The organism is Streptomyces echinoruber, from assembly GCF_014651135.1.
In the GTDB taxonomy this organism is placed as follows: Bacteria; Actinomycetota; Actinomycetes; order Streptomycetales; family Streptomycetaceae; genus Streptomyces; species Streptomyces echinoruber.
Genome location: NZ_BMWH01000018.1, coordinates 56183 through 77234, shown reverse-complemented (window position 1 = coordinate 77234; position 21052 = coordinate 56183). Strand labels below are relative to the sequence as shown.

The following is a 21052-nucleotide window of genomic DNA, read 5'->3' as shown; positions in this document are numbered from 1 at the left end:
AGGAACCCGATGACCAGCCATGCCGTCCGCCTGGAGGCCGCAGGCGCCGCGGTGAGCGTCGTCTCCGCCGACCGTGCCGTCACCGACTGGTCGGCCCGATACGTCGGCCAGTGGTGGAAAGCGGCCGAGACGCCGCCGCAGAGCGTGTGCACGGGCCCGCTCGTCCTCGCCGAGGTCGACCCCGCGGCGTACGCGGAGGCCTCCCTCGCCGTCACGCAGGCCCCGCACACGAGCACCACCTACGCCAGGGCACAGACACTCCTCGCCCGTGACGAGGCCGCCGGGGTGATCCGGGCCGTCTCCCCGCAGGAAGCACTGGCCTACCGGTCCGAGCCGGCCGGGGCGAGCCTGACGATCACCGGATGCGACACCGAACCCGTCGCCACGGCGACCGCCCGCCTCGCCCGCGAGCTGATGCGCGGCATGCTGCTCCGCGACGGCTGGGCGGTGCTGCACGCCTCCGCGGTCGTGCACGAGAGCCGGGTCGTCCTGACGTTCGGACGGAAGGGGGCGGGCAAGACGGCGACGGCCCTCACCCTCGCGTCCCGGCACGGCCTCGGGCTCCTCGCCAACGACCGCGTCTTCGTCCGCCCCGACGACCACGGCGGCGTCGATGTGCTGCCGTGGCCGTCGGCCGCCGCGCTCGGCCTCGGCCTCCTCGACGCGCTCGGCTGGTTCGACGTCGCCCGCGAGCGGCTGGAGGCCGGGGAGGCGCTGCACCCGACGCAGGACGGGCGGGTCACGGAGGCGATCCTCGCCGGCCGCCGCGAGCCGCTGTGGGAGGGCGGCCGGGAGCTCAAGGCGCAGGTCTTCCCCGACCAGTTCCCGGCCTGGTTCGGCGTGCCGCTGGCGACCGAGGGCGAGGCGGGCGCGCTGGTGTTCCCGCGGATCGAGCCGGGTGCTGTCCCGGCCGTCGAGGAGGACGCGGCCCGAGGGCTGGGGGACGGAGACTTCATGAGCGGCAGGACGGAGGACCGCTACCCGGACATCTTCGAGCTCGCCCGGGTCGACGGCGGCGGTCTGGAGGAGGTCAGGCACGAGGTGGCGCACCGCCTGGCGGAGCTCCCGCACCACTCGGTGGTGCTCGGCCACGACCTCGCCGCGAACGCCGACTTCCTCACCGAACTGCTCGACCTGCAGAGGGTCTAGGCCGACCGGGCCCGAGCGGCCTTCTCCCGACCGGGGCGTCCTCGTCGAGGACGGCGGAGCGGAGGACGCCGACGAGGAGGACGCCGACGAGGAGGACCCGGCCTCCACACGGCACGGCCTGCCCCGGCCCGCTGTCGCGGAGGTCTTCGTGTCGGGGCGCCGGCCTGTCCGAGGACCCCCGCGGAAAATCTCCGGAGAAATTCTCCCGGTGGTGTCGATCCCGCGGGTTCCCGTTCGACGCATGGGGTGAGAGGCGGGGAGAGGCCCCGCCCACCGACCGGAGGAGGCACCATGCCCCGCTACCTGTCCCTCGTGCGGATCGACGAGAACAACGCGCCCGCCGAGGGCCCGAGCCCCGAGCTGATGCAGCGCATGGACGCCCTGCTCGAGGAGATGACCAAGGCCGGGGTGATGCTCGACACCGCCGGGCTGACGCCGTCCGCGCAGGGCACCCGCGTCCGCTACGAGGGCGGCGAGATCTCCGTCACCGACGGGCCGTTCACCGAGTCCAAGGAGGTCATCGGCGGCTACGCGCTCATGCAGTGCAAGGACAGGGCCGAGGCGATCGAGTGGACCAAGCGGTTCCTGAAGGTGCACGAGGAGTTCTGGACGGTCACCTGCGAGGTGCGGGAGATCGCCGAGGGCTGAGCCCCCGCGCCCGGCGGGCGCCCGGCGCCCCGGCGACCGCGTCAGCGGCTACCTGCCCTGAGCCCCCGCGCACGACGGGCGCCCGGCACGCCGACGCGTGGCCCGCACCGTGCTCGCCGCGTTGCCGGGTTGCCGCGTTGCCGGAAGGCCCGGCCGGCTCCGCCCCGAGGCCCTTCCGGCGCCCGGCGCCCGGCGCCCGGCGATCGCGCGCACTGCGCGCCGCGCACCGCGTGGCCGCCCGCACCGGACGCCGCCCGCCGACCGGCTTCCCCGGCGTCCGGGGCTCCGGGCGCCGGATCCGCTTGGCCGTACGCCGGTCCGGGTGTCGAATGGGGGGTTGTGAGCCCGCAGCCCTCCGTCGACCCGGCCGGAACCGTCGAGACCGTCTTCCGCCTGGAGTTCCCGCGCGTCGTCGCCGCCGTCGCCCGCATCGTCCGCGACGTCGGCATCGCCGAGGAACTGGCGCAGGACGCGCTCGTCGCGGCGCTGGAGCAGTGGCCGCGGGACGGGGTGCCGGACAGTCCGGGCGCCTGGCTCCTGACCGCGGCCCGCAACCGCGCCGTGGACCTGGTCCGCCGCCGGGAGCGCTACGCCCGCAAGCTGGCGGAGATCGGGCGGGACCTCGAGACCGCGGCGCCGCCCGAGGAGCCGTCCGGCCCCGACGACATCGACGACGACCTGCTGCGGCTGGTCTTCACCACCTGCCACCCGGTGCTGTCCGCCGAGGCCCGCACCGCTCTCACGCTGCGCCTGCTCGGCGGCCTGACCACCGCCGAGACCGCCCGGGCGTTCCTCGTGCCGGAGGCGACCGTGGCCCAGCGGATCGTGCGCGCCAAACGCACGCTGGCGGCGAAGAACGTCGCCTTCGAGGTGCCGTACGGCCCGGACCGCGAGGCCCGTCTCGGCTCCGTCCTGGACGTCGTCTACCTCATCTTCAACGAGGGGTACTCCGCCACCTCCGGCGACGACTGGCTGCGCCCGGCGCTGTGCGAGGACGCGCTGCGCCTGGCCCGGCAACTGTGCGCGCTGATGCCGAAGGAGCCCGAGGTGCACGCGCTGGCCGCGCTGCTGGAGTTCCAGGCGTCCCGCACCGCCGCCCGCACCGGCCCCGACGGCGAGCCGGTGCTGCTGAAGGACCAGGACCGCCGCCGCTGGAACCGGCTGCTGATCGCGCGCGGTGTCGCCGCCCTGGAACGCGCCGACGCCACCGCCACCGGCGCACCCGGCCGGTACGCCCTCCAGGCCGCCATCGCCGCCTGCCACGCGCTCGCGCACTCCTGGGAGGACACCGACTGGCGGCGCATCGCCGCCCTCTACGGCCTGCTCGCCGTCCGCGCCCCGTCCCCGGTGGTCGAACTCAACCGCGCCGTCGCCGTGTCCATGACCGAGGGGCCCGGGCCCGCCCTGGAGATCGTCGACGCCCTCGCCGCCGGGACGGCGCTGCGCGACTACCACCTGCTGCCCAGCGTGCGGGGCGACCTGCTGGCCCGCCTGGGCCGTACGCGGGAGGCCCGCGCGGAGTTCGCCCGGGCCGCGTCCCTCACCCGCAACGCGCGCGAACGCCGGCTGCTGGAGCGCCGCGCCGCCGAGGGCCGCTAGGCGAGGACCGCTGGGTGAGGACTGCTGGGCGAGGACCGCTGGGTGAGGACCGCTGGGCGAGGGCCGCCGGACGGGCGGTTCAGTTACTCAGTTACGACTTGACGACGCGCCCCCGACGCCACCCCCTTCGACGACCGTCTGCAACTGGCCCGCCTGGAGCGCGTCGCCGGCTGCCGCGCCGCCGCGATCGACCTCGCCGAGGGCTGCCTCGCCGAGGGCTGCACCGGCTTCCCGTTCGACTGACTCGACCGGCGTGTACCGGATCGGTCATGAAGCGGATACCTCCGTGGCCGGGAATCGCCGCCTTGCGTAGCGTGTTGCGCAGCAGGACGAGGGAAAGATCCTCCTCAAGCACTAGGGTCAATCCTTTGCCTTTCCATTACTCTTGAGCCAAGGCTACGCAGGGTGGCCATGGAGGAGTGAGATGAGGAGCAGAAACCCGGTCTTCTCGCGACGGGGGTTCAGCCGCGACAACGGCTACGCGGGCTTCAACACCGCGCCGCAGGCCGGGGGACCCGCTGTCGGCACGCAGGGCAACCCGTACGCGCAGGGCAACCCGTACGCCCAGCCGAGTGGCAACCCCTACGCGCAGAACCCGTACGCCCCGCAGGACCTCTACGGCGCGCCGCCGCAGGCCCCGGTCACCACCGCGGGCCGGATGACGATGGACGACGTCGTCGTGCGCACGGCCACCACCCTCGGCGTGCTGGTCCTCACCGCCGCCCTGTCCTGGGCGCTGCTGCCGGTCGACGAGGCCACCATCGGCCGGTCGTACGGCATCGGGATCGGCGCCGCGCTGGTGGCGATGGTGCTGGCGTTCGTCCAGGCCTTCAAGCGCCGGCCCGCGCCCGCGCTGATCCTGTCGTACGCGGCGCTGGAGGGCGTCTTCCTCGGCGTCGTCTCCAGCATCGTCGACACCCACTTCGCCTCCGGCGCGGCCATGCAGGCCGTGCTGGGCACGATGGCGGTGTTCGCCGCGGTCCTCGTGGCGTACAAGGCGGGCTGGATCCGCGTCAACCGCCGCTTCTACGGCTTCGTGATGGCGGCCGCGCTCGGCTTCGTGCTGCTGATGACGGTGAACCTGCTGTTCGCCGTGTTCGGCGGCGGCGACGGCCTCGGCCTCCGCAGCGGCGCGCTCGGCGTCTTCTTCGGCGTCGTCGGCGTCATCCTCGGCGCCTGCTTCCTCGCCCTGGACTTCAAGCAGGTCGAGGACGGTGTCGCCTACGGCGCCCCGCGCGAGGAGGCGTGGCTGGCGGCCTTCGGCCTCACCATGACGCTGGTGTGGATCTACTTCGAGTTCCTGCGACTCGTGGCCATCCTCAACAGCAACGACTGAGAACGGCTGAGAACGGCTGACCGCGGCCGGCGACCGGGAGCGGTCGAGAAGGCGACAGCGGAAAGGGCCCCGGGTTCTCCCGGGGCCCTTTCCGCTGTCGCCTGCCGGTCAGCGCAGCTTGCGCGCGGCGCGCCTCAGGTCGTACTCGTGGATGATCGCCTTGGCGTGGCCGTAGGCGAGGTTGTGTTCGTGACGGAGCCAGCTGACCTTGTCCTCGAAGCCGAGAGCGGGTCCTTCCTCGACGGTGCGCAGCCAGTCGGAGACTTCACGACCGGTGCAGTGGGGAATGCGGGCGAGCAGGTTGCGATGGGTCTCCTCGGAGAAGAGTTGGGACATCGGCGCCTCCGGACGCGTTCGACGAAGCCGGTCCTTCACGTCACCGTGCCTGACCGTTCGCCCGTTGGCAACAGTCCTGCTGGGACGCGTACGCTCACGCCGTGGCCGACATGGTTGATACGACGCCCCTGAACCGTGCCGTGGAGCAGTTCGCCGACCGGCTGCGGGCCGCGCCGCAGAGCCGGCTGCAGCGCGGCGCCGCCGCGGAGGCGCTGGCGCTGGCCCGGGAGCTGGCGCGGCGGGCGCAGCTCGTGGAGGAACCCGGCAGGCAGCCCCGGGAGATGCCGGACGCCGGGATGTTCGCCGCGGCGGATCAGGTGATGGTGGCCGGGCACGACCTGGCCCTCGTCCTCACGAGCGAGGCCGAGGTGAAGGAGGCCGTGCGGCTGGTGGAGGAGGCGCAGCAGCGGGCTGGGGTGTGAACCGGCGCGCAACAGGCGCGCGGAGGCGCGAGCGCCGTGCGCCGCCGCGGGCGGCCGCCCGCGGCGGCCGCCGGTCCGGCCGGGGAAGGGAAGGCCGGGGAAGGGAAGGCCGGGAGGAAGGAAGACCCGGGGGAGGGAAAGGCCGGGGAAGGAGGGCCGGGGATGGCCGGGAGGGTCAGAGGGAGGCGATCACCCGGTCCGCCAGCACGTACACCTTCTCCTCGCCGCACGCGAACGTGAGGGTGTAGGCGCCGGAGATGCCCGAGCCGCCCAGCAGGACCGGGCTCTCGCCCGCGCGCAGGGCGGCGGCCAGGCGTTCGGTCGTCTCGCGGTGGCCCGGCGTCATGTACAGCGTGGTGCCGTCGGCGAAGGCGTAGACGTCGAGGGTGCCCAGCGGGCCCGGGCGCACGTCGGTCAGCGGTATGCGCGCCTCCGCCAGGTGCTCCAGGCGGGCCACCGTGCTCTCGTGGTCGCTCACCGCCGGCGACGGGCCCGGCACGAAGTCGGGGTGGGAGGGGTGACGGCGGCGTGCCGCGGCCGGCTCCGCGGACTCCCCGGCGTTCTCCTCGTTCTCCGTACCGGTCTCGGAGACCGGCTCCAGACCGGCGAAGTCGGCCTGCCGGGGCAGGAACAGGTCCTGGTCGGCCAGGCTCAGCAGGGACGGCGCGTCGGACGCGTCACGGGCCTCCTGCGCGGCCCAGAAGGCACGCGCCTCGGCCAGCTCCCGCTCGCGTTCCTCGGCGAGCGCCTCGGCGACGGCCGCGCGTATCCGCTCGGCGTCGGACGTGGTGCGGGCGGCGGGTACCGCGCCGCGCAACAGGGCGGCCCGGCCCTCGGCCAGCTCCGCGTGCAGAGCGGCGACCTGGCGGCGCAGCACCATGATGTTGCGCAGGACAGCGACTCCCACGGCGCCGGTGGCGGCGGTGGTGAGCAGCAGGGCGATCGGCATGGCGCTCACTGACGTACTCCCGGGTTCAAAGTCGACCCCCGATTTCCTACATCAGCTTGAAGGGTGAACTGACCTGCTGTCAGTGCGTAATGTCACGAACCGGACAGCTCTGTGGTTCCGGGGGCTCCCGGTGCGCGGACGTGACCTGCGGAAACTCCCACGGGAAGGGAGATAGGTCACATCCTGGGGGAGATTGGATCACAAGACGGCCCGGAGTCCAGGGGTTTCCCGGATTCCGGGCCATCGGGTGACCGTGTGTGCTATGGCGATCACGGAAGGGTGGTGACGATGCGAGGACTCGGCGGGGTCGGAGGACTCGGCGGGGTCGGAGGACTCGGAGGGGCCGGAGGGGCCGGAGAGACCCCAGAGATCTGAGACACCCGAGAGACCCGAGAACTCGGAGGGAGCGGAGGGCTCGAAGGGCTCAGCTGAGGCGCTCGATGATCATCGCCATGCCCTGGCCGCCGCCGACGCACATCGTCTCCAGGCCGAACTGCTTGTCGTGCCACTGCAGGGAGTTGATGAGCGTGGTGGTGATGCGGGCGCCGGTCATGCCGAAGGGGTGGCCGACAGCGATCGCGCCGCCGTTGACGTTCAGCTTCTCCAGCGGGATGCCCAGGTCGCGGTAGGAGGGGATCACCTGGGCGGCGAACGCCTCGTTGATCTCGACGAGGTCGATGTCGTCGATGGTCAGGCCGGCCCGCTGCAGCGCCCGCCGCGAGGCCTCCACCGGGCCCAGGCCCATGATCTCCGGGGAGAGGCCGGAGACGCCGGTGGCGACGATGCGGGCGAGCGGGGTCAGGCCGAGTTCCCGGGCCTTGGTGTCCGACATGATGACGAGCGCCGCGGCGCCGTCGTTGAGCGGACAGCAGTTGCCGGCGGTGACCAGGCCGTCGGGACGGAAGACCGGCTTCAGGCCGGCGACGCCCTCCATCGTCACGCCGGGGCGCGGGCCGTCGTCCTTGCTGACCACCGTGCCGTCCGGGAGGGTGACCGGGGTGATCTCGCGCGCCCAGAAGCCGTTCTTGATGGCCTCCTCGGCGAGGTTCTGCGAGCGGACGCCGAACTCGTCCATCTCTTCGCGGGTGATGCCGCGCAGGCGGGCCAGGTTCTCCGCGGTCTGGCCCATCGCGATGTACGGGTCGGGCAGCAGGCCGTCCTCACGCGGGTCGTGCCAGGTGGAGCCCTCGGACTGGGCGACGGCCGCGGTGCGGGCCTCGGCTTCCGCGAAGAGGGGGTTGTGGGTGTCCGGAAGGCTGTCCGAGTTGCCCTTGGCGTAGCGGGAGACGGTCTCCACGCCGGCCGAGACGAACACATCGCCCTCGCCCGCCTTGATGGCGTGCAGCGCCATGCGGGTGGTCTGCAGGGAGGACGCGCAGTAGCGGGTGACCGTGCAGGCCGGCAGGTGGTCCATGCCCAGCTGCACGGCGACGATCCGGCCCAGGTTGTGGCCCTGCTCGCCGCCGGGCAGGCCACAGCCGAGCATCAGGTCGTCGATGTCCTTCGGGTCCAGCTCGGGGACCTTGTCCAGGGCCGCGCGGACGATGGTGGCGGCCAGGTCGTCCGGGCGCAGGTCCTTCAGGGAGCCCTTGTTGGCGCGGCCGATGGGGGAGCGGGCGGCGGAGACGATGACGGCTTCGGGCATGACGGCTCCTGGGCGGGATCGGTTCTGTGGGCCGGGTCTGTGACGGTCGGCAACTGGGTGGGAAGTTACCGGTCCGTATGGGCGAGGTCACGGGGATCGGGGTGTGACACTGGCCGCAATTTACTAAGCGCTTGCTTTGGTCCTCGGTCGGCCCTCGGTCGGACTTCGGTCGATCTTCGGCCGGTTTTCGGTCGATGCCCGGGTCGATGCCCGGCAGGTCTTCAGCCGGCGCCCGGCCGGTCTTCGGCCGATGCCCGGCCGGGCACCGGCCGACCGAGGAGGCGCCGCCGCGCGACCCCGGGAGCCCGCGGGACCGCGCGCCCCGTCGGCGGCCGCCCGGCCCGCGCCCGCCGGCCGGCGGTGACCGGGTGCCCCCTCAGCCCGGCGGAGTCACCCGGGCCGGCTCCGGTTCCGGCAGCCGCCTGCGGCGGCGGCGCTTCAGCAGGGCCCAGGGGCCGCGCGGGCCGCTCGGCATCGCGGCCGTCACCTCCGTGCCGGCCTCGGACGCCGCCTCCGCCGCCGCGCGGGCGACCGGCAGGAAGCCCTCGTGCCGGGCCGCGTCGGGGCGCTCCTCCTCCGCCGGCCACAGGCCCAGCGCCGCGCACACCGTCGGCAGGACGGCCATCGCGGCGGTGGCGTAGCCCTCGGCGGAGGGGTGGTAGTGGTCGGGGCCGAAGAGCTCGCGGGGGTTGGCCGCGAACTCGGGGCCGAGCAGGTCGCCCAGCGACACCGTGCGCCCGCCCTGCTCCACCACGCCGATCGTCTGGGCGGCCGCCAGGTGCCGGGACGCCCGGCGGGCCAGCCAGCGCAGGGGCTGCTGGACCGGCTGGAGCGTGCCGAGGTCGGGGCAGGTGCCGACGACCACCTCGGCGCCGGCGGTGCGCAGCCGCCGTACCGCCGCCGACAGGTGCCGTACCGAACGAGTCGGCGGCATGCGGTGGGTGACGTCGTTGGCGCCGATCATGACGACGCAGATGTCGGGCACCCGGGCCGGATCCGCCAGGACCAGCGCGACCTGGCGGTCCAGGTCGTCGGACCGGGCGCCGGGCAGGGCGACGTTGCGCAGCTCCACGGGGCGTTCGGCGACCGCGGCCAGGCCGGAGGCCAGCAGGGCGCCCGGGGTCTGCCCGGCCCGGCGCACGCCCTGGCCGGCGGCGGTGGAGTCGCCGAGCAGCACCATCCGCAGCGGCGGCTCCCCGGGGACGGCGTAGCCGCTGCCGTACAGCCCGTCCGCGTGGGGCACGTGGGAGATCGCCCCGATGCCCACGTGCCGCCTGGCCATCTGCGCCTCGGCCAGCAGCAGGCCCATGGCCGCCACGCCGACCAGGCCGATCCCGCCGCCGCCGTACGCCGCGCCGGTCGCGATCCGCCGGGCCGCCCTCGCCCTCGACATGCTCGTCATGCGCCGCAGCCACCTCCTCGTACCCGTACCCAGTGCTTGCCCCGTACCGACGGTCGTCCAATCTCCACGGAGGGTGAACGACCCGTCGGTGGGGTCGCGGGATTTAGGCTGGCGGGACCATCACGACCGCATCCTGTGCAGCAACCGGAGAAAACGGTGCAGATCCACGACTCGATGATCAGTCTCGTCGGCAACACCCCGCTGGTGAGGCTCAACAGCGTGACCCAGGGCATCAGGGCGACCGTCCTGGCCAAGGTGGAGTACTTCAACCCCGGCGGTTCGGTGAAGGACCGCATCGCCCTGCGCATGATCGAGGCGGCCGAGCGGAGTGGCGAGCTCAAGCCGGGCGGGACGATCGTCGAGCCGACCAGCGGCAACACGGGCGTGGGTCTGGCCATCGTGGCGCAGCAGAAGGGCTACCGGTGCATCTTCGTCTGCCCCGACAAGGTGTCCACCGACAAGATCAACGTGCTGCGGGCCTACGGGGCCGAGGTGGTCGTGTGCCCGACGGCCGTGGCGCCGGAGCACCCCGACTCCTACTACAACGTCTCCGACCGGCTGGTGCGGGAGACGCCGGGCGCCTGGAAGCCGGACCAGTACTCCAACCCCGAGAACCCCCTCTCCCACTACCACTCCACCGGTCCCGAGCTGTGGGAGCAGACCGAGGGGCGGATCACGCACTTCGTCGCCGGCATCGGCACCGGCGGCACCATCTCCGGCACCGGCCGCTACCTCAAGGAGGTCAGCGACGGCCGGGTCAAGGTCATCGGCGCCGACCCCGAGGGCTCGGTCTACTCCGGCGGCTCCGGGCGGCCGTACCTCGTGGAGGGCGTCGGTGAGGACTTCTGGCCCACCGCCTACGACCGCACCGTCGCCGACGAGATCGTCGCCGTGTCCGACAAGGACTCCTTCCAGATGACCCGGCGGCTGGCGCGGGAGGAGGGGCTGCTCGTCGGCGGTTCCTGCGGCATGGCCGTCGTCGCCGCGCTGCGGGTCGCCGAGCGGCTCGGCGAGGACGACGTCGTGGTCGTCCTGCTGCCGGACGGCGGGCGCGGCTACCTCAGCAAGATCTTCAACGACGAGTGGATGGCCGACTACGGCTTCCTGGAGGACGCCGGCCCCAGCGCCCGCGTCGGCGACGTCCTGAACGACAAGGACGGCGGCATCCCCTCCCTGGTCCACATGCACCCGGACGAGACCGTCGGCCAGGCCATCGAGGTGCTGCGCGAGTACGGCGTCTCGCAGATGCCCGTCGTCAAGCCGGGCGCCGGCCACCCGGACGTGATGGCGGCCGAGGTCGTGGGATCGGTCGTGGAACGGGAGCTGCTGGACGCGCTGTTCAGCAAGCGGGCCTCGCTGGAGGACCCGCTGGAGAAGCACATGTCGGCGCCGCTGCCGCAGGTCGGCTCCGGGGAGCCGGTCGAGGACCTCATGGCGGTGCTCGGCCGGGCGGACGCGGCCATCGTCCTGGTGGAGGGCAAGCCCACCGGGGTGGTCACCCGGCAGGACCTGCTGGCCTTCCTGGCCAAGCCGGGGAAGTGACGGCGAACGTCCGGTGAACCGCCGCGTCGCCGGGGACCGTGCGGTGAACCGCCGCGTCGCCGGCGAACGTGCGGTGACCGGCGGACGAGACGCCGTCACGGAAGCGGTACGAGGGCGTCACGTCCGCGCAGCACCCGCTTAACACGCGCCCGGCACAGTGGTGGGTGTCGGCAGGACGACGGGGCACCTCCCAGGCGCGCGGCACCAGGGGAGGCTCCCCGCGCCCGGCCGGCACACGGAACGGCGCCGAAGGACCTCCGGAGCGGCTCCCGGACCTCCAAGGGGCGCCATGGACGCGCAAGCCCGGCCCTGACCCGGCCCGCGTCCCCCGCGGGGACCGCCGTCGTCCCGCCCCCCGGCAACGGGGGTGCGGCGGTCCCCGCGCAGGTCTTTTCGGGGGGTGTTTGGGGAGCCCGGGGCTTCCGGAGAGCCCGAGCTTCCGGGGAATCGGGTCTCCCGGGGAGGCGGCGCGCCCCGCCCCCGCCGCCGCGCCAGCCGAAGAAGTCCTCCGCCGCGCCAGCCGGAGAAGTCCTCCGTCGCGTCAGCCGGAGAAGTCCTCGCCCCGCTCCGGGCGGTTCCGGCGGAACAGGCCCGGGTGGGCGCGGGCGGCCTGGAAGGCGTTGACGCCGACGATGCCCGCCCAGGCCGCGAGCAGGCCGGGCAGGTGGGCGACGCCGCCGCCGATCGCGGAGAGCGGGACCGCCAGGATCAGCGAGACGATGCCGAAGCCGAAGCGCTCGCCCCAGGAGTCGGTGGCGGCCGGGGAACGGGAGTCCCGGGCGGTCACCACCTGCTGCTCGGCGAACTGCCGCCGCACCCGCCGCTCCACCGCGGCGTCGATGCGCTGGTCCACCTTCTCCAGGAAGGACTCGACCAGCGCGGACTCGTACTCGTCGCCCAGTTCCCTGCGGGCGTGCAGGGTGGCGTCCAGTTCCTTCTTCAGCTCGGTGTCCCGCGCGTCCATTCCGGTCATACGGCCACGCTAGGCAGCCCCGCCCCGGCCCGCACTGGGGTTAGCCCCCCTCTCGGAGAGGGGGCCTGCGGGCCCCGCGGGCTGTATAACGGTATGCATACGTATCGGTGTGTGAATAGCGGGAGCGGCAGCGGTTCGACTCGCCGTCGGCGTACGGTCGTTGCGCCGTACGGGCAACGGGAGGGACCGGAGGGAGAAGGACGGCATGAGCGCGAACGACAGCCCTGCCGCGCGGCTGCAGGCGCTGTTCGAGGGGCACCGGCTCACCCCGACCCAGCGGCGCATCGCGCACAGCATGGTGCGGCGCGCCGCCGACGTGCCGTTCCTCTCCAGCGTCGAGCTCGCCGAACTCGCCGGTGTCAGCCAGCCCTCCGTGACCCGCTTCGCCGTCGCGCTCGGCTTCGACGGCTACCCGGCGCTGCGCCGCCACCTGCGGGAGGTCGCGCCCGCCGAGCCCGCCGCGGCCGACACCGGCTCCTCCAACGAGTACCAGCAGGCCGTCGAGAGCGAGATCGACAACCTCCGGCAACTGGCGGAGGCGCTCGCCGACCCCGCACCGGTGCGCAGGGCGGGCCGCGTCCTCGCCGGCAGCCGTCCGCTGCCGGTGCTCGGGCTGCGCGCGGCGGCCGCCCAGGCGTACGGCTTCGCGTACTTCGCCGCCAAGGTCCACCCGGACGTGCGGCTGCTGCACGAGGGCGGCAGCATGCTGCACGACCGCATCGACGGGGCCGTGCGGGCCGGGGCGAGCGCGCTGCTGTGCTTCGCGCTGCCCCGGCACCCGCGCGAGGTCGTCGCGGCCCTCGACCACGCCAGGCAGGCGGGGCTGACCGTGGTCACCGTCGCCGACTCCGCGTTCGCGCCGGTCGCCCGGCACTCCGACGTGCTGCTGCCCGCCGCCGTCGGCACCGCGCTGTCTTTCGACACCGCCTGCGCGCCCATGCTGCTGGGCCGGGTGCTGCTGGAGGCGATGTGCGACGAACTGCCGGACGCGCAGGCGCGGTTGGAGGAGTTCGACGCGAAGGCGGCCGAGCGCGGGCTGTTCGTGGACTGATGCCCCTTCGGGGACCGGTGTCCCTTCGGGGGACTGGTGTCCCTTCGGAGACCGACGTTCCTTGGTGGACTGACTTCCCTTCGGGCACCGGCACGCCCCTGCGGGGTCTTCCCGGCGTCCCCGGCCCGGGTGCCCCGTCGGCGCTTCTTCTCTTCTCAGACTCGTCTCACCTTGTGTCGCTAACGTGCCGTCCGCAGGATCTCCCCAAGAACCTGAGGACCCTGAGGACCCGAACAACCAACCGAAGAAGTCGCACAGACGTGGGACGGGAGGCTGAACGTGGCACGCGGAGGTCAGGGGCTGGCGCGGGTGGCCGTCGTGGTACGGGCCGGGGCCGCGCCGCTGTGGTGGCTCGGGGTGGTCGCGGCGGGACTCGGCCTGGCGGTGCCGGGCGTGACCGGCCGCCGGATCGGACTGCTGGCGGGGGCCGCGCTGTTCCTCGTCACCGCCGCCGTCGTGGCGCTGGCGCGCCGCGGACGGTACGCCGCCCTGGCGCGGTCCGCGACGCGGGCCGGCAAGTACGACGTGCTGCAGGACCGGGCGGTCACCGTCCGCACCTGGCGCCGCGGGCACCGCTGGTGGCTGCTGCTCGCCTTCCTCGCCGCCGCGGCCGGCTCCTTCGCCGCGCCCGCCGCGGGCGGCCTGCTGATGGCCGGTGCCGGGGTCGGGCTGTGGGTGAAGGCGGCGTGGATCGGGCGGCGGGAGAAGGCCGAGGACGTGCTGCTGTGGGTGCGGGTCGACTGGCTGCGGGCCGGCGGCGGCCCGGCCGGCAAGGCCGTCCGGGGCTACCGCAGCACCGGCATCGCGGCGGGCGACGCGGCCCCGGGCGGTTCCCGGCGCCGCACCGCCGCGCTGGTGTGAGGGCCGGCGGTCACACCTCCAGCTCCTCCTCGATCTTCTTCAGCTGGTGGCGGGCCATCGCCAGGTTGGCCCGCTTGCTGTCCAGCACGAGGTAGAGGAAGAGGCCGTTGCCGCCGCGGCCGGTGAGCAGCCGGATCAGGTGGTACTGGTCGGTCAGCGTGATCAGGATGTCCTCGATCTCGGCCTTCAGGCCCAGGTGCTCCATCGTGCGCATCTTGGCGCGGATCACGTCGGTGTTGCCGGCGGCGGCGACGTTGAGGTCGAAGCTCTTGCTGCCGCCCATCGTGCCCAGCGCCATGCCGCTGGTGTAGTCGACGAGCGCGACGCCCGTGGCGCCCTCGATCGAGGCGAGTGCTTCCTTCAGCGCGGTCTCGGTGTTGGCCATGGCGGTGTCCTTTCGGTCAGCTTTCCAGGGTGGTTTCGGTGGTGGGGCGCTTGGTGGTGCGCGCAGTCGTGGGCGGGGTCATGGGCGGGGTCATGGGCTGGGGCGTGGGCTGGGTCGTGGGCTGGGTCGTGGGCTGGGTCGTGGGCTGGGTCGTGGGCTGGGTCGTGGGCTGGGTCGTGGACGGATCGGCGGTACGGGGCGTGCGCGCCGGCCGGGCGCGGGGGACCGCGCGGGAGACCGGGGGAGCCTCGGCGGCGTCGACGAGTTCGCCGATGCGGGCGCCGGCCCGGCGGCCCTCCAGGTGGAGGCGGCCGACGTTGACGCGGTCGGGCGCGACCAGGGTCAGCACGGCGGTGCTGCCCGCCGCATACGTGGCGACGTAGCCGCGCGTGCCGCGCACCAGCGCCTCGCGGAAGCCGCCGCGGCCGGTGGCGTCCGCCAGGCGCAGGGCGACGCCGAGCGCGGCGGCGGTCAGCGCGGCCAGCCCGTCCGGGTCGATGCCCGGCACGTCGTGCGCGATGACCAGGCCGTCCACACCGGCCGCGAGGGCGCCGGTGAGCTGCGGCACGCGGGCGCGCAACAGCCGTAACTCCTCCAGGACGTCGGCCTCGGCTGCCATCAGGTGGTGTCTCCTCTCGGCGCGGGTCTGCTGCCGTTCAAAGGGCCTCCAGCGCATCCCTGACCCTCTTCAGCAACGCGACGTAGGGATCGGTGGCCCCGGACCGGGGCGGCGCCTTCGGGTCGGCCGGATCGGCCGGGGCGGGCGCGACCAGTCCGGCCGCCGCCAGGCGCCGGACGTCCAGCAGCGTGGCGAACGCCCGGCGGCCCAGCTCCCGCGCGATGGCCGGGGCCGTACGGGAGCCGTCCACCCGGTCCAGCACCGCGCGGCGGCGGGGCGGCAGCGCGGGGCCCGCCGGGGCGCCGGTGCGCACCAGCGGCGCGTCGTCGACCGCGGCGTGCGGCCACACGCCGTGCAGCAGGGCCCGGCGGCGCAGCGTCTCGCGTTCCACGACCGCCACCGGCATGCCGCGCGGCACGGCGGGCGGGGCGGTGGTGCCGTAGCGGAACCGGCCCGGGGTGCTGCTCGGCGCCAGCGCGAAGTACGCGGCGTCGAACAGCGCGCCCAGGTGGCACAGCTCCAGCGCCCCCGCGCTCAGCCGGCCGGAGTCGACCAGCCGGCGCGCCGCCCCGGCCGGGCCGCCGGTCGCGGCGTACGCCTCCTGCCAGGCCGCCGCGTTCAGCGCGCCGCCCGCCGTGAGGAGTACGTCGATGCCCGGGGCGTACGGGCTCTCGGCGTCCACCACCCGGCCTTCGACCAGGTGCAGCGTGCCCCGCTCGCGCACCAGGACGCCGGTCGCGCCCTCGTCGGCCAGCCGGGTCAGCATCGGCGACAGGGCGCCGCGGGCGTCCTGTCGCGCCTTGCGCCGGACGGGCAGGCGGGGCGGGGGAGGCGTCGTCACCACGGTCATCCCAGCACCAGCCGTGCGGCCATCTCGCCCAGCCGTATCCGGGCCAGGGCCAGGTTGCCGTCCGTGCGGGCCAGCCACAGGTGCAGGAAGACGGTGTGGTCGAACGACGCCGGCACGAACCGCAGCAGGTGGTAGCTGTCCCGGTTGCTGACGATCACGTCCTCCACCGGCGGGTCCGGCGGCCCGCCCGCCTCGCCGTCACCGGCCGCGAACGCCCGGTGCTCGGCCGCCAGCCGGGCCAGCTCCGCCGCCTCGGCCGCGGTCGTCTCGTGGTCGCCGCCCGGCGCCTCGCCCACGGTGCCCAGGGCCAGTCCGCTGGTCCAGTCCACCAGCGCCGCACCCAGGGCCCCGGGCAGCCGCATGGCGTCCAGCAAGCACTCGTCGATTCCGGGCACCGTGCTTCCCCTCCCCGCCCGCGGTTCTTCTGTGTGACCCCGAAACTACGGAAGGTGTGCGCGGCGCGTGGAGGTTCCGGCATTTTCCGGCGGAACGTGCGCGCGGCAGTCTAGGGTGGGTCGGCTGGGGGTCCTGCCCGGCCCGTCACCTGCTGCCCTGCCTTGCCCGGTCCGGCGGCGTGAGCAGGGCGGACGGGACGCGCCGGTGGTGGCGGCGGCGCGGGTGTGGCCGCCCGGTTCTCAGAAAGGCCTGGCGCTCAGAGAGGCCCTGTTCTCGGAGAGGCCCGGCGCTCAAGACCGCCCGGGCTGGTGTCCGTCGCGTGCGTGGCTCACGTCGTCCCCGTCCGTCGCTGCGACGCCCGGGCGCCCGCCTCGAGTACCGGGCACCCCACTCTGCCGGGCACCCCGCTCCGCATCCGCTCCACATCCGCTCCGCATCCGGTCTGCATCTGCTCCGCATCCGGCCGAACATCCCCCGGCACGCCCACGGGCGGCCCACCGCTATTGACTAGCTCTATTCATAAAGCCAGGATGTGAATATCCAGTGCAACAGTCCCGCCGCAGCAACCCGCCGGGAACCCGCCGAACGGTTCGCCGCGGATCCGCCGGACCCCATCCGCGAGGAGGCACCCCATGTCAGGACCCCGCCCCGTCCGAGCACCGCGCGGCACGGAACTGAGCGCCCTGGGATGGCAGCAGGAGGCCGCCCTGCGGATGCTGCAGAACAACCTCGACCCCGAGGTCGCCGAGCACCCCGACAAGCTCGTCGTCTACGGCGGCACCGGCAAGGCGGCCCGCGACTGGGCCTCCTTCGACGCCATGGTCCGCACGCTGAAGACCCTCAAGGCCGACGAGACGATGCTCGTCCAGTCGGGCCGGCCCGTCGGCGTCCTGCAGACCCACGAGTGGGCCCCGCGCGTCCTCATCGCCAACTCCAACCTGGTCGGCGACTGGGCCACCTGGGAGGAGTTCCGCCGCCTGGAGGCCCTCGGCCTGACCATGTACGGCCAGATGACCGCCGGCTCCTGGATCTACATCGGCACCCAGGGCATCCTCCAGGGCACCTACGAGACCTTCGCCGCCGTCGCCGCGAAGAGGTTCGGCGGCTCCCTCGCCGGTACGATCACCCTCACCGCCGGCCTCGGCGGCATGGGCGGCGCCCAGCCGCTGGCCGTCACCATGAACGGCGGCGTCGCGCTCTGCGTCGACTGCGACCCGCGGGCCATCGACCGCCGCATCGAGCACCGCTACCTCGACGTCAGGGCCGACGACCTCGACCACGCCCTGCGGCTGGCGGAGGAGGCCCGCAACGCCCGCCGCCCGCTGTCCATCGGCATCCTGGGCAACGCCGCCGAAATCGTCCCGCACCTGCTCGCCCTGGGCGCCCCCGTCGACGTCGTCACCGACCAGACCTCCGCCCACGACCCGCTCAGCTACCTGCCGCTCGGCGTCGCCTTCGAGGACATGGCCGACCTCGCCGCCAAGGACCCGGCCGGCTTCACCACCCGCGCCCGCGAGTCCATGGCCCGGCACGTCGAGGCCATGGTCGGCTTCCAGGACGCCGGAGCCGAGGTCTTCGACTACGGCAACTCCCTCCGCGGCGAGGCCCAACTCGCCGGCTACGAGCGGGCGTTCGCCTTCCCCGGCTTCGTCCCCGCCTACATCCGCCCCCTCTTCTGCGAGGGCAAGGGCCCCTTCCGCTGGGCCGCCCTGTCCGGCGACCCCGCCGACATCGCCGCCACCGACCGGGCCGTGCTGGAGCTGTTCCCCGAGAACGAGTCCCTCGCCCGCTGGATCCGCATGGCCGGCGAGAAGGTCCACTTCCAGGGCCTGCCCGCGCGCATCTGCTGGCTCGGCTACGGCGAACGCGACAAGGCCGGCGAACGCTTCAACGACATGGTCGCCAGCGGCGAGCTCAAGGCGCCCGTCGTCATCGGCCGCGACCACCTCGACTGCGGCTCCGTCGCCTCCCCCTACCGCGAGACCGAGGCCATGCTCGACGGCTCCGACGCCATCGCCGACTGGCCGCTGCTCAACGCCATGGTCAACGTCGCCTCCGGCGCCTCCTGGGTCTCCCTCCACCACGGCGGCGGCGTCGGCATCGGCCGCTCGATCCACGCCGGGCAGGTCACCGTCGCCGACGGCACCCCGCTCGCCGGGGAGAAGATCCGCCGCGTACTGACCAACGACCCCGGCATGGGCGTCATCCGGCACGTCGACGCCGGCTACGACACCGCCGAGCGGGTCGCCCGGGAGCGCGGCGTCCGCATCCCCATGCGCGAGGGTGACCGGGCGTGACATTCCACAGCATGTGGGCGGAGCTGCTCCCCGTCGGCCGCAGCTCCGCCACCGGCGGCTACCGCCGCTTCGCCTGGACCGGGGCCGACGCCGAGTGCCGGGCCTGGTTCCGGGAACAGGCCGAGAAGCGGGGCCTGACCTACGAGGTCGACCGCAACGGCAACCAGTGGGCCTGGCTCGGCGACCCCGCCGCCGGGAACGCCGTCGTCACCGGCTCCCACCTCGACTCCGTGCCGGACGGCGGCGCCTTCGACGGGCCGCTGGGCGTGGTCTCCGCGTTCGCCGCGCTCGACGAACTGCGCGCCCGCACAGCGGAGTTCACCCGCCCGGTGGGCATCGTCAACTTCGGCGACGAGGAGGGCGCCCGCTTCGGCCTCGCCTGCGTCGGCTCCCGCCTGACGGCCGGCCTGCTCACCGCCGAGCAGGCCCGCCGCCTCACCGACGCCGACGGCACGACCCTGCCGCAGGCCATGGCGGCCGCCGGGTACGACCCCGACGCCATCGGCCCCGACCCCGAACGGCTCGCCCGCATCGGCGCGTTCGTCGAACTCCACGTCGAGCAGGGCCGCGCGCTGGACCTGACCGGCGACCCGGTGGGCGTCGCCTCCGCCATCTGGCCGCACGGACGCTGGCGGTTCGACTTCCGCGGCGAGGCCAACCACGCCGGCACCACCCGGCTGACCGACCGCCGCGACCCGATGCTGCCCTACGCCGAGACCGTCCTCGCCGCCCGCCGCGAGGCCGAACGCGCCGGAGCCGTCGCCACCTTCGGCAAGGTCTCCGTCGCCCCCAACGGCGTCAACGCCGTGCCCCGTCTGGTGCGCGGCTGGCTCGACTCCCGCGCCCCCGAGCAGGACACCCTCGACACCGTGGTCACCGGCATCGAGAAGGCGGCCCGCGCGCACGCCGACGCCCACGGCGTCGCCCTGGAGGTGGTCCGCGAGTCCTTCACGCCGGTGGTCGAGTTCGACCACGCCCTGCGCGACCGCCTCGCCCGCATCCTCGGCAAGGACACCGGTCTGAAGGTCCCCGTCCTCGGCACCGGCGCCGGGCACGACGCCGGCATCCTCGCCGGACGCGTCCCCACCGCCATGCTGTTCGTGCGCAACCCCACCGGCGTCTCGCACTCCCCGGCCGAGCACGCCACCGAGGACGACTGCGTGGCCGGGGTGCTCGCCCTCGCCGACGTACTGGAAGGACTGGCCTGCAGGTGACCGGGACCACGACAGGAACACCGCCGCGGACCTACTGGCTGGAGTACGCCTGGCTCGAGGACCGGGGCGTCGTACCGGGCGTCGCCCTGGAGACCGCCGACGGGCGGATCACGGCCGTCCGCACGGACACGCCCGCCCCGCCGCCGGGGGCCGAACCCCTCCGGGGGCTGACGGTCCCCGGGCTCGCGAACGCCCACAGCCACGCCTTCCACCGCGCGCTGCGCGGCACCGTCCAGGTCGGCTCCGGCACCTTCTGGACCTGGCGCGAGGTGATGTACGCGACGGCCCGCCGGCTGACCCCGGACACCTACCACGCCCTCGCCCGCGCGGTGTACGCCGAGATGGCCCTCGCCGGCATCACCGCCGTCGGCGAGTTCCACTACGTCCACCACGCCCCGGACGGCACGCGCTACGCCGACCCCAACGCGATGGGCGAGGCCCTGATCGCGGCCGCCGCCGAAGCCGGCATCCGCATCACCCTCCTCGACACCTGCTACTTGTCCTCCGGCTTCGGCGAGCCGCCCACCCGCCACCAGCTCCGCTTCTCGGACGGCACCGCGGAGAACTGGGCGGAACGCTGTGCACTTCTCAAGGAACGGGACCACGCGCGGATCGGCGCCGCGATCCACTCCGTGCGGGCGGTGCCCGCGCCGCAGCTGGCGACGGTGGCGCGGTGGGCGCGGGACCGGCGGGCCCCGCTGCACGTGCACCTGTCCGAGCAGACCGCGGAGAACGACGCCTGCCGTGCCGCCCACGGCCGCACGCCCACGCAGCTCCTCGCCGACCACGGGGTGCTGGGCCCGCTCACCACGGGCGTGCACAACACACACCTGACGGACGAGGACATCGCCCTGATCGGCACCTCCGGCACCGGCACCTGCATGTGCCCGACCACCGAACGCGACCTGGCCGACGGCATCGGACCCGCCGCCGCCCTGCAGCGGGCCGGCTCCTCTCTGTGTCTGGGCTCCGACAGCCACGCCGTGATCGACCTGCTCGAAGAGGCCCGCGCCATGGAACTCGACGAGCGGTTGCGCACCCGCACCCGCGGCCACTGGACGGCGTCCGACCTGCTGTACGCGGCCACCGAGGCCGGGCACGCCGCGCTCGGCTGGACGGAGGCGGGCACCCTCCGGGCCGGTGCCCTCGCCGACTTCACGACGATCGCGCTGGACTCGGTCAGGACCGCGGGCGCCCCGCCGCATCTCGGCGCCGAGACGGCCGTATTCGCCGCGACGGCCGCGGACGTGCGGCACACGGTCGTGGGCGGGCGGCACGTCGTGCGGGACGGGGCGCACACCCTCGTGCCCGACGTGCCGCGGGCCCTGGCCGACGCCATCGAGGCCCTGCGGGCCTGACCCCCCTCCCCGCCCCGGCC

The 21052-nt window shown here is 74.1% G+C and carries 20 protein-coding genes; 11 read left to right on the top strand and 9 right to left on the bottom strand.

Translation table 11 applies throughout. The features are described from left to right. Positions 1–9: 9 nt before the first annotated feature. The 4 genes from IE225_RS20590 to IE225_RS20575 all read left to right on the top strand — a co-directional run bounded on the left by IE225_RS20590 (position 10) and on the right by IE225_RS20575 (position 4732). Positions 10–1149 carry a phosphoenolpyruvate carboxykinase (ATP) gene (locus IE225_RS20590; protein WP_190059056.1) on the top strand — a complete coding sequence of 380 codons (1140 nt, stop codon included), beginning with the start codon at positions 10–12 and terminating at the stop codon, positions 1147–1149. 291 nt (positions 1150–1440) lie between these two features. Next, on the top strand, positions 1441–1797 hold the full coding sequence (locus IE225_RS20585) for a YciI family protein (protein WP_190059055.1): 357 nt from the start codon (positions 1441–1443) through the stop codon (positions 1795–1797). A 339-nt stretch (positions 1798–2136) separates the two neighbouring features. Continuing rightward, entirely contained in the window at positions 2137–3396 is a 1260-nt protein-coding gene (locus IE225_RS20580) for an RNA polymerase sigma factor (RefSeq protein ID WP_190059054.1), read from the top strand. 424 nt (positions 3397–3820) lie between these two features. After that, positions 3821–4732 (top strand): Bax inhibitor-1/YccA family protein, encoded by a 912-nt coding sequence (locus IE225_RS20575; protein WP_190059053.1) that lies wholly within the window; start codon positions 3821–3823, stop codon positions 4730–4732. 108 nt (positions 4733–4840) lie between these two features. Here IE225_RS20575 and IE225_RS20570 read toward each other — a convergent pair whose 3' ends face one another. Beyond that, positions 4841–5068 (bottom strand): DUF4287 domain-containing protein, encoded by a 228-nt coding sequence (locus IE225_RS20570; protein ID WP_190059052.1) that lies wholly within the window; start codon positions 5066–5068, stop codon positions 4841–4843. A 110-nt stretch (positions 5069–5178) separates the two neighbouring features. On the opposite strand from IE225_RS20570, the gene IE225_RS20565 reads away from it, so the two are divergent. After that, positions 5179–5490: a hypothetical protein gene (locus tag IE225_RS20565; protein WP_190059120.1), complete on the top strand. Its 312-nt coding sequence runs from the start codon at positions 5179–5181 to the stop codon at positions 5488–5490. Between the two features lie 175 nt (positions 5491–5665). On the opposite strand, the gene IE225_RS20560 is transcribed toward IE225_RS20565, so the two are convergent. The 3 genes from IE225_RS20560 to IE225_RS20550 all read right to left on the bottom strand — a co-directional run bounded on the left by IE225_RS20560 (position 5666) and on the right by IE225_RS20550 (position 9486). Further along, on the bottom strand, positions 5666–6448 hold the full coding sequence (locus tag IE225_RS20560) for a hypothetical protein (protein WP_190059051.1): 783 nt from the start codon (positions 6446–6448) through the stop codon (positions 5666–5668). Between the two features lie 415 nt (positions 6449–6863). After that, complete coding sequence (locus IE225_RS20555) at positions 6864–8084, bottom strand: acetyl-CoA C-acetyltransferase (protein WP_190059050.1); 1221 nt, start codon at positions 8082–8084, stop codon at positions 6864–6866. Positions 8085–8460: 376 nt separating this feature from the next. Further along, a complete protein-coding gene (locus IE225_RS20550; protein ID WP_190059049.1) occupies positions 8461–9486 on the bottom strand; it encodes an SGNH/GDSL hydrolase family protein in 1026 nt (341 codons plus the stop codon). A 156-nt stretch (positions 9487–9642) separates the two neighbouring features. Between IE225_RS20550 and IE225_RS20545 the strand changes: the two genes are divergently transcribed. Further along, complete coding sequence (locus tag IE225_RS20545) at positions 9643–11028, top strand: cystathionine beta-synthase (protein ID WP_190059048.1); 1386 nt, start codon at positions 9643–9645, stop codon at positions 11026–11028. Between the two features lie 541 nt (positions 11029–11569). Here the strand turns inward: IE225_RS20545 and IE225_RS20540 are convergent. After that, positions 11570–12001 carry a hypothetical protein gene (locus tag IE225_RS20540; RefSeq protein ID WP_190059047.1) on the bottom strand — a complete coding sequence of 144 codons (432 nt, stop codon included), beginning with the start codon at positions 11999–12001 and terminating at the stop codon, positions 11570–11572. A gap of 205 nt (positions 12002–12206) precedes the next feature. Between IE225_RS20540 and IE225_RS20535 the strand changes: the two genes are divergently transcribed. Then, on the top strand, positions 12207–13052 hold the full coding sequence (locus tag IE225_RS20535) for a MurR/RpiR family transcriptional regulator (protein ID WP_190059046.1): 846 nt from the start codon (positions 12207–12209) through the stop codon (positions 13050–13052). 279 nt (positions 13053–13331) lie between these two features. After that, positions 13332–13913 (top strand): hypothetical protein, encoded by a 582-nt coding sequence (locus tag IE225_RS20530; RefSeq protein WP_190059045.1) that lies wholly within the window; start codon positions 13332–13334, stop codon positions 13911–13913. Between the two features lie 10 nt (positions 13914–13923). Here IE225_RS20530 and IE225_RS20525 read toward each other — a convergent pair whose 3' ends face one another. The 4 genes from IE225_RS20525 to IE225_RS20510 are packed head-to-tail and all read right to left on the bottom strand — an operon-like array spanning position 13924 to position 16162. Then, the gene (locus tag IE225_RS20525; RefSeq protein ID WP_190059044.1) at positions 13924–14298 is read right to left on the bottom strand and encodes a roadblock/LC7 domain-containing protein; all 375 of its coding nucleotides are present in this window, start codon (positions 14296–14298) and stop codon (positions 13924–13926) included. Between the two features lie 16 nt (positions 14299–14314). After that, a complete protein-coding gene (locus IE225_RS20520) occupies positions 14315–14917 on the bottom strand; it encodes a roadblock/LC7 domain-containing protein (RefSeq protein ID WP_190059043.1) in 603 nt (200 codons plus the stop codon). A gap of 37 nt (positions 14918–14954) precedes the next feature. Then, complete coding sequence (locus IE225_RS20515) at positions 14955–15767, bottom strand: transcriptional regulator (RefSeq protein WP_190059042.1); 813 nt, start codon at positions 15765–15767, stop codon at positions 14955–14957. After that, complete coding sequence (locus IE225_RS20510) at positions 15764–16162, bottom strand: hypothetical protein (protein ID WP_190059041.1); 399 nt, start codon at positions 16160–16162, stop codon at positions 15764–15766. The genes IE225_RS20515 and IE225_RS20510 overlap by 4 nt, the downstream gene beginning before the upstream one ends. Positions 16163–16795: 633 nt before the next feature. Here IE225_RS20510 and hutU point away from each other — a divergent pair. The 3 genes from hutU to IE225_RS20495 are packed head-to-tail and all read left to right on the top strand — an operon-like array spanning position 16796 to position 21032. Beyond that, a complete protein-coding gene (hutU, locus tag IE225_RS20505) occupies positions 16796–18460 on the top strand; it encodes a urocanate hydratase (RefSeq protein ID WP_190059040.1) in 1665 nt (554 codons plus the stop codon). Further along, positions 18457–19674 carry an allantoate amidohydrolase gene (locus IE225_RS20500; RefSeq protein WP_190059039.1) on the top strand — a complete coding sequence of 406 codons (1218 nt, stop codon included), beginning with the start codon at positions 18457–18459 and terminating at the stop codon, positions 19672–19674. Before hutU ends, IE225_RS20500 begins: the two co-directional genes overlap by 4 nt. Further along, a complete protein-coding gene (locus IE225_RS20495) occupies positions 19671–21032 on the top strand; it encodes a formimidoylglutamate deiminase (protein ID WP_190059038.1) in 1362 nt (453 codons plus the stop codon). The genes IE225_RS20500 and IE225_RS20495 overlap by 4 nt, the downstream gene beginning before the upstream one ends. The last annotated feature ends 20 nt before the right edge of the window (positions 21033–21052 follow it).

Excerpts from the sequence above, each read along its gene's own strand:
- IE225_RS20535 (WP_190059046.1), top strand. The coding sequence starts at position 12,207 with ATGAGCGCGAACGACAGCCCTGCCGCGCGGCTGCAGGCGCTGTTCGAG.
- IE225_RS20515 (WP_190059042.1), bottom strand. The coding sequence starts at position 15,767 with ATGACCGTGGTGACGACGCCTCCCCCGCCCCGCCTGCCCGTCCGGCGC.
- IE225_RS20570 (WP_190059052.1), bottom strand. The coding sequence starts at position 5,068 with ATGTCCCAACTCTTCTCCGAGGAGACCCATCGCAACCTGCTCGCCCGC.
- hutU (WP_190059040.1), top strand. The coding sequence starts at position 16,796 with ATGTCAGGACCCCGCCCCGTCCGAGCACCGCGCGGCACGGAACTGAGC.
- IE225_RS20565 (WP_190059120.1), top strand. The coding sequence starts at position 5,179 with ATGGTTGATACGACGCCCCTGAACCGTGCCGTGGAGCAGTTCGCCGAC.
- IE225_RS20555 (WP_190059050.1), bottom strand. The coding sequence starts at position 8,084 with ATGCCCGAAGCCGTCATCGTCTCCGCCGCCCGCTCCCCCATCGGCCGC.
- IE225_RS20520 (WP_190059043.1), bottom strand. The coding sequence starts at position 14,917 with ATGGCAGCCGAGGCCGACGTCCTGGAGGAGTTACGGCTGTTGCGCGCC.
- IE225_RS20590 (WP_190059056.1), top strand. The coding sequence starts at position 10 with ATGACCAGCCATGCCGTCCGCCTGGAGGCCGCAGGCGCCGCGGTGAGC.
- IE225_RS20525 (WP_190059044.1), bottom strand. The coding sequence starts at position 14,298 with ATGGCCAACACCGAGACCGCGCTGAAGGAAGCACTCGCCTCGATCGAG.
- IE225_RS20540 (WP_190059047.1), bottom strand. The coding sequence starts at position 12,001 with ATGACCGGAATGGACGCGCGGGACACCGAGCTGAAGAAGGAACTGGAC.
- IE225_RS20550 (WP_190059049.1), bottom strand. The coding sequence starts at position 9,486 with ATGACGAGCATGTCGAGGGCGAGGGCGGCCCGGCGGATCGCGACCGGC.
- IE225_RS20585 (WP_190059055.1), top strand. The coding sequence starts at position 1,441 with ATGCCCCGCTACCTGTCCCTCGTGCGGATCGACGAGAACAACGCGCCC.
- IE225_RS20575 (WP_190059053.1), top strand. The coding sequence starts at position 3,821 with ATGAGGAGCAGAAACCCGGTCTTCTCGCGACGGGGGTTCAGCCGCGAC.